The organism is Acinetobacter sp. WU_MDCI_Abxc222 (genome assembly GCF_025514755.1).
Lineage (GTDB): Bacteria > Pseudomonadota > Gammaproteobacteria > Pseudomonadales > Moraxellaceae > Acinetobacter > Acinetobacter geminorum.
The window spans coordinates 680,058-696,130 of sequence record NZ_JAHPVG010000001.1 but is presented as its reverse complement, the minus strand read 5'-3'; the positions used below and the strand labels follow the sequence as shown (position 1 = coordinate 696,130).

13 protein-coding genes are annotated in these 16,073 nt (G+C 39.8%); 7 read left to right on the top strand and 6 right to left on the bottom strand.

Translation table 11 applies throughout. The features are described 5' to 3' along the window. The first annotated feature begins 156 nt into the window (after nt 1-156). The 6 genes from KTJ10_RS17995 (at nt 157) to KTJ10_RS03265 (ending at nt 7,248) form a co-directional block, all read left to right on the top strand. Nucleotides 157-1,623, top strand: coding sequence for a TolC family protein (locus tag KTJ10_RS17995; RefSeq protein ID WP_410468407.1), 1,467 nt, complete (start codon nt 157-159; stop codon nt 1,621-1,623). Then, on the top strand, nt 1,620-3,761 hold the full coding sequence (locus tag KTJ10_RS03285; RefSeq protein ID WP_032003909.1) for a type I secretion system permease/ATPase: 2,142 nt from the start codon (nt 1,620-1,622) through the stop codon (nt 3,759-3,761). Before KTJ10_RS17995 ends, KTJ10_RS03285 begins: the two co-directional genes overlap by 4 nt. Then, nucleotides 3,758-4,954 (top strand): HlyD family efflux transporter periplasmic adaptor subunit, encoded by a 1,197-nt coding sequence (locus KTJ10_RS03280; RefSeq protein WP_032042581.1) that lies wholly within the window; start codon nt 3,758-3,760, stop codon nt 4,952-4,954. Before KTJ10_RS03285 ends, KTJ10_RS03280 begins: the two co-directional genes overlap by 4 nt. A gap of 92 nt (nt 4,955-5,046) precedes the next feature. Next, the gene (locus KTJ10_RS03275; protein WP_032038417.1) at nt 5,047-5,646 is read left to right on the top strand and encodes an IMPACT family protein; all 600 of its coding nucleotides are present in this window, start codon (nt 5,047-5,049) and stop codon (nt 5,644-5,646) included. Continuing rightward, nucleotides 5,639-6,250 carry a chloramphenicol acetyltransferase CAT gene (locus KTJ10_RS03270; RefSeq protein ID WP_002115833.1) on the top strand — a complete coding sequence of 204 codons (612 nt, stop codon included), beginning with the start codon at nt 5,639-5,641 and terminating at the stop codon, nt 6,248-6,250. Before KTJ10_RS03275 ends, KTJ10_RS03270 begins: the two co-directional genes overlap by 8 nt. 155 nt (nt 6,251-6,405) lie before the next feature. Next, the gene (locus tag KTJ10_RS03265) at nt 6,406-7,248 is read left to right on the top strand and encodes a universal stress protein (RefSeq protein WP_002115820.1); all 843 of its coding nucleotides are present in this window, start codon (nt 6,406-6,408) and stop codon (nt 7,246-7,248) included. Nucleotides 7,249-7,364: 116 nt separating this feature from the next. On the opposite strand, the gene KTJ10_RS03260 is transcribed toward KTJ10_RS03265, so the two are convergent. From KTJ10_RS03260 to mutS, 5 genes are all read right to left on the bottom strand, one after another. Next, entirely contained in the window at nt 7,365-8,033 is a 669-nt protein-coding gene (locus tag KTJ10_RS03260; protein ID WP_262441346.1) for an O-methyltransferase, read from the bottom strand. Between the two features lie 138 nt (nt 8,034-8,171). Beyond that, nucleotides 8,172-8,894 (bottom strand): D-Ala-D-Ala carboxypeptidase family metallohydrolase, encoded by a 723-nt coding sequence (locus KTJ10_RS03255; RefSeq protein ID WP_262441345.1) that lies wholly within the window; start codon nt 8,892-8,894, stop codon nt 8,172-8,174. A gap of 130 nt (nt 8,895-9,024) precedes the next feature. Further along, nucleotides 9,025-9,348, bottom strand: coding sequence for a ferredoxin FdxA (fdxA, locus tag KTJ10_RS03250; protein ID WP_002051033.1), 324 nt, complete (start codon nt 9,346-9,348; stop codon nt 9,025-9,027). Nucleotides 9,349-9,691: 343 nt separating this feature from the next. After that, complete coding sequence (locus KTJ10_RS03245; RefSeq protein ID WP_262441344.1) at nt 9,692-10,222, bottom strand: GNAT family N-acetyltransferase; 531 nt, start codon at nt 10,220-10,222, stop codon at nt 9,692-9,694. A gap of 61 nt (nt 10,223-10,283) precedes the next feature. After that, nucleotides 10,284-12,923 carry a DNA mismatch repair protein MutS gene (gene mutS, locus KTJ10_RS03240; protein ID WP_262441343.1) on the bottom strand — a complete coding sequence of 880 codons (2,640 nt, stop codon included), beginning with the start codon at nt 12,921-12,923 and terminating at the stop codon, nt 10,284-10,286. A 403-nt stretch (nt 12,924-13,326) separates the two neighbouring features. Between mutS and KTJ10_RS03235 the strand changes: the two genes are divergently transcribed. Further along, a complete protein-coding gene (locus tag KTJ10_RS03235; protein ID WP_057085860.1) occupies nt 13,327-14,667 on the top strand; it encodes an aspartate aminotransferase family protein in 1,341 nt (446 codons plus the stop codon). A 148-nt stretch (nt 14,668-14,815) separates the two neighbouring features. Here the strand turns inward: KTJ10_RS03235 and KTJ10_RS03230 are convergent, their stop codons facing one another. Beyond that, nucleotides 14,816-15,850, bottom strand: a complete 1,035-nt coding sequence (locus tag KTJ10_RS03230; RefSeq protein WP_057077495.1) for an AraC family transcriptional regulator — start codon at nt 15,848-15,850, stop codon at nt 14,816-14,818. Between the last annotated feature and the right edge of the window lie 223 nt (nt 15,851-16,073).

Sequence of the window (16,073 nt, the reverse complement as noted above, 5' to 3'; positions counted from 1 at the left end):
ATTATTCCTGCATTTATGCTTCTTTATGCAAAAAAATATGTAGAATGTAAAAGCTTTTAAACGATAACAAACAAGATCAACAAGACAAGCATGATTGGATATAACCAGAGAAGAGTAAAAAGGACATGTAAAAAGCCAGCTTTCCTGAAAGGGTTGATGCTTTTAACTTCACTGCATGTACCTATGGTGATATATGCCGCTAAACCAAGTGAGCAATATCACACATTAAAAGACAACTTATCACAACTTTTTGCCCCTAAAAGTAGTGATGAATTTAAAGTCGCTAAGATGCAAGAGTTGAGTAATTTTAGGCTAGATCGTTCTAGAGTGCAGGAGTTTCCGACTGTTCAGCTCAATGATAGAGCAGCTTCATCTTATTCAAATTTGCCATCAAGGAAAATGGCTCTACAGGAAGCGGTGAAAATCGCCATCCAGCGTAACCCTGATATTTCCCAAGCCATTTCAACTCTAGCTGGCCAAAACGCTGGTATTGATGTTGCGAAGGCAGGTTACTATCCTCAAATTTCAGGTGGTATTACCACAGGAGACTTGAGTAGTGGTGAACGTGGTCGGCAGTTATTGACTTTAAACGCAACTCAAATGCTTTATGATTTTGGTAAAGTCAAATCAGGCGTATCGGTTGAGAAGGCTAAACTCCAAGTCGAGCAGGCGAATGTGTTGGTCAGCATTGATGATATTGCACTTGATGTGGCTCAGTCGATTATCAATATTCAGCGCTATCTCCAATTAAATAAAATTGCCGAGCAGCAAATTGCGGGTATTCAGCGAATTCAGGAAATCGCTAATTTACGTGCAAATGCTGGTATTAGCAGTCAGGCTGACCCGATCCAAGCTCAGTCTTATTTACAAGCTGCACAGTCCGGTTTGATTGCACAGCAATCTTTATTACGTCAGTACCAACAACATTTAAGAACATTGTTGGGTGCTGATGTTTCGCGTACAGGTTGGATTATTTCAGATGATTTGGTGAAAGTATCTGATTTATATGGCGAGCCTGAGTTTAATACCATTCCAAAAATGATCGCTGCACAAGCGGGCATTGAAGTGGCTAAAGCTCAAAAGGAACAGACTCGCTTAACTCGTTATCCAACTTTGGCAGTGAAAGGTTCAGTCAGTCAGGCCATTAATGGAAAAAACCCAAACAATGATGAGGACGACGGTTTATATAGTTCCATCATGCTTGAAGCCACCAGCCAGTTTTATCAAGGTGGGGCAGTTTCTTCCCAAGTAAAAATGGCAAGTTATGCAGAAGAAGCCGCTAAATCTAAAGTGAATTCTGTGTATCTGGATGTGCTCGATCAGATTAGAACTAGCCGTGAACAAATTGAAAATAAACAACGTCAAATGCAGGTTTTAGCAAACCGCCAAGCGACAACAGTTCGTACACGCGAACTTTATCAAGAGCAGTACAAACTCGGTACCCGTTCATTGGTTGACTTACTGAATGCTGAACAAGCGATTCATAGCGCTAATTCGGAACTTGAAACTGCACGTTATGACATCTACAGCAGTATTGTTCAGTACATTGCGGCAACAGGACGTTCTCGCCAAGCTTATGACTTAAATAATATTTCAATTCAGGGGTTCGAAGTACAACCATGATGACAAAAATAAATTACCAGCCCTGGTTACAGGCGGTCTTAACGATTGCTAAACATTATAGAATTGAGCCTTCAGAAGAAAGGATTCGTTTACAACTTGACTGGAACCAAAACCAAAACCTTGATGATGTTTTACAACTCATTACACGTCAGGTAGGACTCAATTTACGTAAAGTGCCGTTTTCTTTAGAGTTGCTCAACCCATGGCGTTTACCTGTCATGGTCGAGTTTAATGACGGACAAGTTGGTGTAATTGATAAGGCTGATACTCAAGGAAATGTCAGTATCCAGTTTAGTGGAGATCATGGCCTTTCCCAAAATTTAAGCTTAGATGTCTTAAAAACAACAATTAAGAATGTCTATATTCTGCGTCCTGAAACGTCTATTCCCGATGCGCGTATTGACGAATATATCAAACCGTACGAAGCAAGCTGGTTCTGGTCGATTGTTCTAAGAGACTGGAAGCGCTACGTTGATATTATGTTTGCCTCACTCATTGCCAATGTCTTGGCACTGGCAACCATTATTTTTTCAATGCAAGTGTATGACCGTGTTGTACCCTCACAGTCTATCCCGACTTTATGGGTGCTGGCAGGGGGTGTACTCATTGCAGCACTTTTTGAGTTTACCTTACGTATATCACGGGTATATTTATCCGATATTATTGGTAAACGTGCTGACTTACGGGTGTCTGACCGTGTATTTGGTCATGCCTTACGCATCAAAAATAAAGACCGTTCAAAGTCTACCGGTAGTTTTATTTCCCAGATTCGTGAGCTCGAAGGTGTTCGTGAACTGGTGACTTCAACCACCATTAGTGCTATTGCTGATTTCCCGTTCTTTTTCCTTTTCCTGATCATTTTTGCGATTATTGGCGGAAAGCTATTTTGGGTGATGTTGCTGGTTGTGCCACTTATGATTTTGCCGGGTATTCTGGTGCAAAAGAAGCTAGCGCAACTCGCACAAGAGGGCATGAGAGAGTCTTCAATCCGTAACGCAATTCTTGTTGAAGCGGTGCAGGGCATCGAAGATATTAAGCTATTGCGTGCTGAATCACGTTTCCAAAATCAGTGGAACCACATGAATGAAGTTTCAGCCGATATCGGGATGAGACAGCGTAAAATTGTCGGTACCTTAATGGCATGGACTCAAATGCTTCAAGGTTTGACCTATGCAATTGTGGTGTTGGTAGGATGTTTTGCCGTAATGGACGGTGAAATGACCACAGGTGCGTTAGTGGCTTGCTCCATTCTATCTTCACGTATGTTGGCACCGATTGCACAGATTACAGGTGTTTTAGGTCGTTTACAGCAAGCAAAAGTTGCCAAACAAAGCCTTGATGAACTCATGCAGCGTCCGATTGATCAGGCTGACCGTTCGCATCTGGTACACAAAGCAGTTTTAAATGGCGACTATGAATTAAAAAATGTCTTATTCCAGTATGGCGAAGAAGACCCGAAACCAAGTTTGGCAATCCGTCATTTAAAAATTCGCGCTGGTGAAAAAATTGCCATATTGGGGCGTAACGGTGCAGGTAAATCGACACTGCTCCAGCTTCTATCTGGTATGCAAGTTCCAACTCAAGGCGCAGTACATTTAGATGGTCTCGATCTTTCATTAATTGATCCGTCTGATGTACGTCGTGATATGGGCTTACTTAACCAGAATGCGCATCTTTTCTACGGTACGATTCGTGAAAACCTCACTTTAGGCGCGCCGCTTGCAACGGATGAAGAGATTCTTCGAGCTTTAGTGGTGACTGGTGCATTACCTTTTGTTCAAGAGAAAAAAGAAGGGTTAGATCATCTGATTTTAGAAGGTGGTGTTGGTTTCTCTGGTGGTCAGAAACAAGCATTGTTACTGGCTCGTTTGTTGATTCGTCAACCTAACATTTTATTGTTAGACGAACCGACAGCCGCAATTGATGACGTGGCAGAGAAACAACTGATTGATCATTTAAAAGGTTGGCTAGCACATCGTACTTTGGTCGTTGCGACCCACCGCCGTGCTGTTTTAGAACTGGTGGATCGTATCATTGTCGTTAACGAAGGCAAAATCGTGATGGACGGTCCAAGAGATCAGGTCCTTAATCAATCAACAGCCCAACAAAAACAAGTGAGCCAAGGGGGTAATTCATGAGCGAACCACAACAAGAACAACAACTCACCCGTTCAATGAATGTCTCTTATAGTGAGCCACCCTTACCACGTGCGAGCTTAGTAATCTGGATTGTGGGCATTGGCTTAGTTATTTTCTTTATCTGGGCATGGGTATTTAAACTTGAAGAAGTTTCTACCGGTACAGGTAAAGTCATTCCATCATCTAAAGAGCAGGTCATCCAGTCTTTAGAAGGCGGTATTTTAACCAAGCTGAATGTACAAGAAGGCGATATTGTTCAAAAAGGCGAAATTCTTGCGCAGCTCGATCCAACCCGTTTTGCCTCTAATGTTGGTGAATCAAGATCTTTACTGATCTCTGCTCAAGCGACAGCAGCGCGTTTGCGTGCGGAAGTAAATGGCACACCTTTGGTTTTTCCTGAAATTGTGATGAAAGAACCAAAGCTGGTACAAGAAGAAACAGCACTATATCGTTCACGACGTGCTGATCTTGAACAAACGCTTGCAGGTTTAAGACAGGCGTTACAACTGGTGCAACAAGAACTAGCAATGACAGAGCCGCTAGTTGCTAAAGGTGCAGCTAGTGAGGTTGAGGTTTTACGTTTACGTCGTGAAGCAAATGATTTGCAAAATAAAATGAATGATGCACAGAACCAGTACTATGTGAAAGCCCGTGAAGAGTTATCGAAAGCCAATACCGATAGCGAAACGCAACAACAAATCGTACTGGGTCGTAGTGACAGTTTAGATCGTGCAGTGTTCAGAGCACCGGTACGTGGTGTTGTAAAAGAAATTGCAGTAACTACCCATGGTGGAGTTATTCCACAAAATGGTAAATTGATGACCATTGTACCGATTGATGAGCAATTGCTGATTGAAGCGCGTATTTTGCCACGTGACATTGCCTTTATTCGTCCAGGACAAGAAGCACTGGTTAAAATCACGGCCTATGACTACTCAATTTATGGTGGTTTAAAAGGTAAGGTTACGGTTATTTCACCAGATACCATTCGTGATGAAGTAAAACAGGACCAATTCTATTATCGTGTTTATATCCGCACTGATTCCGACAAGCTTTACAATAAAGAAGGTAAAGCGTTTGGTATTACACCGGGTATGGTGGCAACAGTAGATATTCGTACTGGTCAAAAAACAGTACTCGATTACTTACTTAAACCATTTAATAAAGCCAAAGAAGCGTTACGAGAAAGATAATAAAAAAGCCCCGAGATTCGGGGCTTTTTTTATAGGTTTGATTCTATTAAATTCACGTTATAATTTGATTTTTATTGTGCTTTATCTTATTTATGGCTTTTACGATTGCATCACAGATTACATTTGAAGAAGAAATTAAAAAAAGTAGATTTCAGGCCATTGCTGCGCCAGTAGAAAATGAACAGCAGGTTAAAGAGTTTTTAGAATACAACAAGGATATCTCGACCACTCACCAATGTTGGGCTTGGAAAATTGGGCATAACGTACGCTTTAACGATGATGGTGAACCGTCAGGAACAGCAGGCCGTCCAATCTTGGCGACTATTGAAGGGAATGACCTGACGAATATTATTGTGATGGTTAACCGCTGGTATGGCGGTATAAAACTTGGAACGGGCGGCCTTGTGAGAGCATACGGTGGCTGTGCTGGACAATGTTTATTATTGGCTGAACGTATTGAACTGATTGCAAAGAAGACGATTCACTTTTCGTGTCATTTTAATGAATGGGCCATATTTCAATATGAGCTGACTCAACAACAGATTGAATATCAGGAAACCTACACGGCAACAGGTGTAGATATTGAAGCGAGACTACAGATACATCAAATTGAACCGCTTGCCTTAAAACTCAGAGACGTAACACGTGGTCGTGAAGAATTAAAAATTGAAGAGGAATTAACAGATGACTGATTCCTTACTGAAATATCGTGAGCAACATAAGCACCGCTTAAACTATATGCCATGGTTATATTGGACTTTAAAACCTAAAAACCGTGCTTGGGCTGAAGAGTGGCAAAAAGAATATCAAGCTTATTTAATGGATATGGAAACCGTTGAGATTGGTGAAAATTGTTTTATTTCGCCGCTAGCACATATTTTTGCTGAACCAGGCCGCAAAATTATTATTGGGGATAATAGTTTTATTGCGGCTGATTGCACATTGCATGGACCGCTGGAAATCGGCAATGAAGTCGCGATTAACCATCATTGTATTTTAGATGGGGGACGAACGGGCATAAAGTTGCATGACCAAGTCCGTATTGCCGCGTATTGCCATTTATATGCATTTGACCATGGAATGCAACTCGACCGTCCACTTTACCAGCAGCCAGTTACGTCCAAGGGAATTGAAATTGAGCAAGACGTTTGGTTGGGTGCGCATGTGGGGATTAAAGACGGTATAAAAATCGGTAAACATGCTGTGGTGGGGATGAATAGTATGGTGACCAAAGATGTTGAGCCGTACCATATTGTCGGTGGGAACCCCGCAAAATTTATTCGTTTAAGAGAATAATGCAGTCTCAAGAATGTAATAAAATGTTTGATCTTTAAACAAAAAAGTTGATTTTTATACATAAACCTTAACATACCAATTTTTATCTATGTTAAGTTAAAGCTAAGTTTTAATAATAATCTCCAAGGCAATAGACCTGAAGAAGAGAGGCTAACATGAACCGTGTTATTGCGTGTATTGACTCATCACCGTGTATTAATGCTATTGCTGATGCAGCAGCATGGGTTGCTAAAGCGACCGGACGGGAACTTGTATTATTACAAATTCTGGACTATTACCCAGCCAGTTACCATCTTGGTGAAATTAGTGGGGTAATCGGCTTTGAAAGCAATGCAATGCTGCTAAAAGAGTTAGCTGAGCTAGAGCAAAAACAAAGTGAACTCGCGTTAGATTATAGTAATAATTTACTCCGCCATATTTCTGATCTTATTCAAGAAAAACACGGAATTACCAGCTCAAAAATTCAAGAAAAAGGTGATTTTTTAGAACAAAGTTTTAATCTCTTACATGAAAATGACATCGTTATTTTAGGTCGAGTCGGGGAAAGAGCCGCCGAAAAACACAAACCAATCGGTAGTAATGTCGAGAACTTCATCCGCGGTGCGAACTGTACTGTTTTGACCATTGGTGAAAACTTTAAAGTGCCAACACGATTTATCTTTGCTTATGAATATTCGCCAACTTGTCAAAAAATGATGCGCCGTATTGCCCAAAGTGACTTATTGCGAACACTGCAATGTCATTTGGTGTATGTAGGTGATCATCCAGAAATATTAAATGAACCAGAACATTATCTTAAACAAGCGGGTCTAGATGTGGTCACCGTTTACCGTTATGGTGATGTTGCACAAAATATTTTAGAGTACCAACAAGAACACGGTATTCAAATCATTGTGTTAGGGGCATTTAGTCATAGCAAAATTCATCAATTCTTCTTGGGAAGTATTGCGACAACCATATTCCGAAACGCGACTGTTCCATTACTTGTGGCTAAATGATGAGATTTGCATATAGTTATCCGCAAATCTTGTGGATAACTATATGGAAAAGCAACAGTAATAAAAGTAATTAATTGATTATAAATAATAAAATAAAAAAGATGATTTTTTAACCATTATTTCACAATTGCAATTGCGAAGCCATCATGACCTTTTGAGCCAACTGTTTGTAAGGCTGTACAAGACAATATTTGCGGATGATTTTCTAAGGCTTTAAACATTTCACGGATGCCTTCAATACTCGGTTTTTTATTGCCAGGATTTAAAATATCACCTGCTCGAATTACATTATCGAGTACGATAATCGTACCTGATCTTGAGAATTTCAGACCCAATTCTAAATATTCAGGATAACCCTGTTTATCTGCATCAATGAAAATAAAATCAAAAGGCTCGATAGATTGAGGATCAATCGCAGAAAGGATATCTGCAGCACGGCCAGCTCGAAGATCAACTTTTACAGGAAGATTGGCATGATCGATATTTTTTTGTGCCATTTCTGCATGAGTAGCACGGCCTTCTATTGTGAGTAAATAACCATCTTCAGGTAAGGCACGACCTAACCAGATGGTACTGTATGCAGCAAAGGTTCCGATTTCTAAAACTCGTTTGCATTTATTCATTTGAATAAGCATCTGCAAGAACATACCTTGGTTAGGAGCTACTGCAAGATGATTTGAAAAGCCGTGTTCGTCGGTATTCTTTAATGCATATTCGAGTCGCGGGTCTTCGGGAATTAAATGTGAATCGATATATTGGTCAATGTCTGTCCACATCTGCTGCATAATCAAATTTACCTATATGTTGATCGGGCTATTTTAAACGTTTATGCATAGAGTGCAAAAATCTTCGTTTCAAGAAATTTTGGTTGATTGGGAAATGTACAATAAAAAAACTCCTTTCAGTTGAAAGGAGTTTTTTTATTAGAAATTACACATCGAACTGTTTCGGGTGAGGTCAGGTCCCCAAGTACGATAGCCTTGAGTATCAATATGAATTTGCCCGGAACTATATAGACCAATACCCATGTTTAAGCTTTGACCATGCTGAGCCCAGAACTGACAAAGTTTAAACTTGGTATTTTCGATAAATGCATAATCTTGAGCTTGTGGGAACTCAGGACCAATACGGAAATCGATTGCCGAGTTAAATAAATGTTTAGATGAGCTTGCGCCACCTGCACATTCATTTAAAGGTAAATCTCGGTAAACCGAAGTCACTTCAAAGTCGGTAAGAACTTTTGCTGCAACTAAATATTTAAATACGCGTAGGGTAGATAAAGAATTTCCCCATAATTCGCGATTAGGTACAGCATATTCAGAGCGGCCACATTTTTGCCAATCACGTGCTGAACGTAATAACTCAAAGCTTGGCACAATGCCTGCAACATTATTTCGGGTTAAGAATTTTTCGTATTCACGAACACGTTGGTAATTTTCACCAGAACTTAACCAATTTCGATAAGATGCAGGCTCAACTTTAGGGGGAATTGGGCGCTCGATAATAACGCGCTCTTGTGGAATAAAGATTCGTTTACCACTTGGAGAGGTTTTGCCTGTTGTTGTGTGTTGGGGAGAGCTGACACAACCTACCATAACCGCTGGGATTATGCATAAGGGCACCAGACTCTGCAAAAACTTCCGCATAAGAAAAATTAAGCACTTATAAATATTGCGGGTATTTTAATGCAAAACAGTGCACAAATTACGAGGAATTTGCAATGAAATGTTTGAATAGGGTATAAAAAAAGATCAGCGATTGCTGATCTTTTTGAAATTACTTTTCAAGATATTGTAATTTATCAGGTTTGCCGTTCCATTCTTCACGGTCAGCTGGTTGATCGCCAATTTGAGTAATGTTAGGCCATTTTTGAGAAAGTTCAGCATTTAATTCAATAAATACTTCTTGACCTTCAGGCAGCTCATCTTCAGAGAAAATTGCATTTGCCGGGCACTCTGGTTCACATAATGCACAGTCAATACATTCATCCGGATTAATCACTAGGAAATTCGGACCTTCGTAAAAACAGTCTACAGGACAAACTTCTACGCAATCTTGGTATTTACATTTAATACAATTTTCAGTGACAACAAAGGTCATGGCGACAGCTACCTAAAAAATATGGTTTCATTTCGAATAGCTTATTTTAGGCAAAAAAGGGGTAAACAAACAATTGCTTTTATTGATATTCTTTATTCATGCATATGAAGATAAGTTAATACGTTGATAATCAAACAGATCTTCTATGGTGAATAGAGCGTAATCTATAAAATCAAAATAATAATATATTTTATAAAAACAATAACTTAAAAAATATTTTATTTAATTATTTAGATGTCATTTAAGTCAAGGCATCTATTTTATTAAACGCCTTAACTTTTTATTTTTTCTTTTACAAATTTTGATTTACGGTTTTTTCCTAAAAAAACTTAAATTTTTAAAGCTAAAGCTTACATAGTAAATGGATATCTTCAGGTTCGAGCTGCCAAAGTTGTTGATCTGGAGCACTTAACGGTTGCGCGCCATGTTTCATATAGAAGTCCACAGTGCGTCGACTTGGGGTTGCTGAAATATACAGTTGGTCTGCACCGAGTTGCTTGGCTGACTCTTTTGCGGCTTGCATAAGCTTAGCGCCAATGCCTTGACCTTGTTGGTTTGCATCGACATAGAAATAGTGGAGTAATTTTGCTTGGGGGTAATCCGCTATAAGTTGATTTGAGACTACGCTTATACCAACGAGCTTTGCAGAAGCATCAAATGCACCGACAAATATTGAACCTTGTGCAAAGAGTTGTTTGAGTTTAGGTGGGTCATTTTCTAAATGATATGAATCCCAATTTTGTACATCAAAAAAACAATCAACTAAGTCTAGATGTTGCTGTTTTTGTATGTAGTTTTGAGTGATTAATTCACGGCGGCTAATGTGCTGCCAAATAAGATCAATTTCTGAACTTTGCAAAGATCTTAAGATCATATAAATATTATTCTCCGATATGAATAAGCAGACCTAAGCCTGCTTATTCGGAAGTGCTTTATTAAGATTTGAGTGCAGCTTTTAACTCGTAGAGTTGTTCAAGTGCCTGACGAGGCGATAAGTTATCGACTTCAATTTGCTTAAGTAAATCTAGAGCAGGGGATGAAACTTCAATTTCGACAACTTTCTCTATGATTTGTGAACCAGAGTTTGCATCTGGTGGAGCAAACAAATCATTTTGAAAACTGGTTTGTAGATGTTGTTGCTGCTGTTTTTCTAAAATGCGTAAACGCTTCTGCGCTTCTTTAATAACATTGGCAGGAATACCCGCTAATTTTGCAACTTGTAAACCATGACTTTGACTTGCAGGGCCTTGTTGAACTTTATGCAATAAAATCAGATTGCCATTCAGTTCTTGCGCCGTGACATGATAGTTATCGATTCCTGCTTCACTACCAAGTTCGGTCAACTCAAAATAATGAGTCGCGAATAAACATAAACATTTTACGCGCTTGGTTAAATCGACCACACATGCCCATGCTAAAGATAAACCGTCATAGGTACTGGTTCCGCGGCCAACCTCATCCATTAATACCAACGACTGGTTGGTGGCATGATGCAGAATTTGCGAAGTTTCAGTCATCTCGACCATAAAGGTTGATTTGCCTGTAGATAAATCGTCGGCTGAACCAATACGTGTAAAAATTCGGTCAATTGGACCAAGTTTGACGGCTTTAGCCGGAACATAGCTACCGCAATAAGCAAGTAAACTGATTAATGCCGTTTGGCGCATGAAGGTTGATTTACCGCCCATGTTTGGACCGGTAATAATTGCCATGCGGTGCTGAGCATCAAGGAAAGTGTCATTTGGGGTAAATGGTGCTTTATTTAATGCTTCAACGACAGGATGACGACCTGCCTGAATTTTAATGCCCGTTTCCGGAGTAAATTCAGGGCGCGCCCAATTGTTTAAACGTGCTTGATGAGCAAAGTTTGCAATGACATCAATTTGAGCAATTGCTGAACTCATCATTTGTAGATGAGCGATATTTTCGCGGAGGTTTTCAAGCAAAGCTTCGAATAATGCTTTTTCACGTGACAGTGCACGTGACTCGCTCGACAGGACCTTATCTTCAAAACTCTTAAGCTCAGGGGTAATGTAGCGTTCAGCATTCTTTAAAGTCTGACGACGAATATATTCGGCTGGCGCTTGTTCTGCTTGAGCACGAGTGAGTTCAATGTAGTAACCGCTTACACGGTTATAGCCGATTTTAAGGGTATTAATCCCTGTACGTTCACGCTCTTTAATTTCTAGATCAATTAAGAATTGACCTGCATGATCACGAATTTGGCGTAATTCATCAAGCTCAGCATCATATCTCTCTGCAATTACATTGCCATCACGAAGTAATACCGGTGGGTTTTCAACAATTGCTGCCATTAAATGTTGATGAAGTGCTTTGAAGTCTCCAAGTTCTTCATCTAGTTGAACTAATAACTTAGATTTCTTCGCTTGAATGACTGGAGTTAACGCCGTTCTTAAAGCTGGAATTTGTGCACATGCATGGCGAAGTTGTACCAAATCACGTGGTCGCGCACTGCCTAGCGCAACGCGGCTAAGCACACGTTCAATATCACCAATTTCTTTAAGCACTAAACGAACTGGGTTTTCGTGATACCCCTGAATGAGTTGCTCAATCGCATCTAAACGAGCATCAAGCAATGCAGTATCACGCACAGGTTGCATGAGTGTGCGGCTTAATAGACGGCCACCCATTGCAGTTTGGCAATCATTTACCAGTTGAAATAATGATGTTCCGTGCTCAAATAATGGTTCAATAATTTCTAAGTTGCGACGTGTAATTGGGTCGAGCGCAATAAAGTCGGTACTTTGTTCAAGTTGGATTGAACGAATATGCGGTAATGCAGTTTTTTGGGTTTCTTTTGCATAGTGAATAAGTGCAGCGGCAGCAGCTTTGGCTAAAGGTAATGGGTCTAAACCAAAACCTGAAAGGGTTGATACCGTAAACTGGTCACATAAGGTTTTTTGTGCATTATTTAGATTGAAGTCTACATTTGGACGTTTAGTAACAGGGCAATCTAAATGCTTTTTAATTTGTTCGATAATATTGGTGTCGACCAAATCTTCATCAATCAAGATCTCACTTGGCATTAAACGCGCAAGTTCAATAGGTAATTGTTCTGGCTTGTAATCTTGTTGTTGAACTTTAAAAATGCCTGCACTTAAGTCGAGTAAAGCAAAACCGATCTGGTTTTGATGAATGCACAATGAAACGAGATTAGATGATTGATAACTGCTGAGTAATGCATCATCAGTTAATGTACCCGGGGTCAGAATACGAACAACTTTACGTTCAACAGGGCCTTTGCCTGTTACTTCTCCAACTTGTTCGCAAATAGCTACCGTGCGCCCAGCTTTAACAAGACGCGCCAAATAACCTTCTGCCGAATGATAGGGAACACCTGCCATTGGAATAGGTCGGCCACTGGCTTTGCCACGATGGGTTAAGGTAATGCCTAAAAGTTTGGCTGCTAAATGAGCATCTTCAAAGAAGAGTTCATAAAAGTCACCCATACGGTAGAACAGCAACGCATGTTGATAGTCCGTTTTAACTTTGAGATATTGCTGCATCATAGGTGTGTGAGAAGATAAGTCAGCCATGATTTCAGCGCTATTCATGCGTATTAAACCCTTAAAAAATCAATAATATTTTACGTTTGGTCATCTAACCAATTTCAAGTCTTTTAAAAATGAATGTCATTCAAGAAAAGAACACAACTGGATGAACTTTGAAAATTGGCATCCATAGTATAAAGCGAATTGGAGTCACTCCAGATGTGTAATGGTAACAAATTTGAGTTATTGAAAAAAAGAGTAGTGGAACCCTGAAGCATAAGACCAATAAGTTGACTTCAAATTGTGGCTTAAGTGGTCTGAGGTCAAGTTTTTTTAAAGAGACTTAAGCAATATGGTTTGCGTAACTTCAATCAAATACTGAAATATGTTGAATCAGAGTATGAATTGCCTACGTCAGTCATTGTCTTGTGCAAAAGTATGCTGAATATAAATAGAGGAGTCATTCATGGGTACGCGTTCAACCATTATGGATACCAATAGCTTTCGTCCAGAACATGCTGCTGAGCTGGATCATGCTACCCGAAAACTGACAGATAAAAGAAATAAAATTTTAGGTGAGTCCTATCGCTTGTTTTATCGTAATCCCGTGCATCTGGTGAAAGGTCAGGGACAATATTTATGGGATGCAGCAGGTCATCAATATCTGGATGTTTACAACAATGTTGCCAGCATTGGTCATTGCCATCCTGCGGTCATTGAAGCGGTGAATGAGCAAATGAAAATGCTCAATACGCATACGCGTTATTTACATGAAAATATTTTGGATTATACCGAAGAACTCTTACAAACCACTCCCGATGAAATTGACCGTGCCATGTATATGTGTACAGGTTCGGAAGCGAATGATTTGGCGATTCGTATTGCCCGTGAATATAGCGGCGGTACAGGAATTATTGTTTCTCAAGAAGCCTATCATGGGACCAGTAGTTTAACATCAGGATGTTCTCCAGCACTTGGAACTGAACAACCTTTAGATGATACAACCCGCTTAGTTCCAGCACCTGATTATTATCGGATTCAAACTGATGATTTAGGTGAATGGTTCGCACAGCAGATTCAACAGCAAATTGACGATATGAACGCAAAAGGCATCAAGTTTGCAGGTTTTTTAGCGGACTCCATATTTTCTTCTGACGGTGTGATGCCTAATCCTGTTGGGTTCTTACAAAAAGCGGTTGATGTTGTCCATGCAAATGGCGGTATCTTTATTGCCGATGAAGTACAGCCAGGTTTCGCGCGCACTGGCGATTCTTTCTGGGGCTTTGGCCGTCACAATGTTGTGCCTGATATCATTACCACTGGTAAACCAATGGGTAACGGTGTCCCTGTGTCAGGGCTTTTAGCTAAGAGTGAAGTCCTTGCTGCTTTTAGCGATAAAATTCCATATTTTAATACCTTTGGTGGTAATCCTGTTTCTATGGCAGCGGCACAGGCTGTACTTAAAGTCATTCAGGAAGAAGAATTGCAAACCCATAGTAAATATGTGGGAGGGCTACTTCTAAAAGAACTCACTAAACTTATGGATAAACATGAGGTGGTTGGCGATGTCCGTGGCGCTGGTCTATTTATAGGATTTGAACTGGTTAAAGATAGAGCCACAAAAGAACCGAATAAAGCATTAGCTTTGAACCTTATTGAAGAACTCAGAAATACTCATCGAGTTTTAACCTCAGTTGCAGGTCCTTATGGCAATGTATTAAAACTGCGCCCACCTTTGGCTTTCCAAACAAAAGATATCGATTGGTTAGTCGGTGCTTTAGATCAAGCCTTAACAAAATTAAAGTAAGACCTTCTATAAAAAATACCCTTCAAGTTGGATGTTAAATCTAATTTGAGGGGTATTTTATTGTTCATATCTTATGTGTAGTTAGAAGTTATCTCGAATTACTTAAATAATAAAAAGGCCTTTATTCAAGGCCTGTATTTGTGATGTTTTAGTGTCTTAATTGACGGGGTGTAACACCAAACCAGCGTTTAAATGCACGAGATAACGCACTTACTTCTGAATAACCTAATAAGAATGCCATTTCTGAAATTGGAATATTTTTCTGTTTAATATAATGCTCGGCCAACTCACAACGAACCTGATCGACTAAATGGGTGAAGGTCAGTCCTTCATTTTTTAAACGGCGGGTAAGGGTGCAACTACTTAAACCAATATCATGAGCGATTTTTTCAAGGTTTGGTTCACCTTCACTGAGTTCAAGTTGTATGTGAGAGCGAACCTGATCTGCAAGACATTGACTTGGTGAAGCGCGATTGAGTAGGTGCAATGTATCTAGAATCACTGTTAATAAAATAGAATCACGGCCCGGCATAGTATGCTGGACGTCTTTTTTTGAAATGATGATGGAGTTAAATGGCTGATCAAAATAAACAGGTGCGTTAAATAATTTGCTGTGTTCTTGCCAGAATTCAGGTCGAGTATGCTCAAAGTGAATGGCGCGTGGTGAATAATGAGGGCCCATCACTTCACGGATCACATTCATAAACATGCCCATGGTCAGTTCAGCATCTTGGCGACGAGTTAAAATCGCGCCGTGTTGGACTTGATAATCTATGCGCCAGCTATCTCCTAAATCGACCATTCGATTGAGGGTATCTTTCTGATGCAAATAAAAGTTATTGGTCATGTTCATGAGTGCAGACTCTAATGTGTTTGAGCAAAGACCGATGTAACCAATAAGCCCTAATGATTTCGGTTGAAACTGTTGACCATAATGCAGACCAAAATTATCACAACCTGAAACCAAGGCTGCCTGTTCTAACACCTTGCAATAATTGGGTAGTTGTAAGCTCAAAGTTGGGCTGATTAGAAGTTCAGGATTAATACCACTAATTCCTAAAACACGATCAACATCTGCACCTTTTTGATGAATAAACTCGCTTAATCCAGAGGCGGCTGCAGACAATACACCTTGATTACACATATTTGAATCGACAAGATGAGCTGGATTGAGATGTAACATGTCAAGTCTCATGATATTTATTCCTAACTATTATTATATTAAGCAAAAGCCATACCAGTTTTTGCTTGCGTCCATGATTTTGTGTTGTTAAAAGTACTTATAAAATAATGGTTTATATGTTGCTGTTTTAAGTTTCAGGTTTGATTCTTTAAGAAGATATCTTTAGGTTGGGTAGCGAACTAAAAGAAGGCAGAAAATGCATTAGAGATAGGCAAAAAGGGCA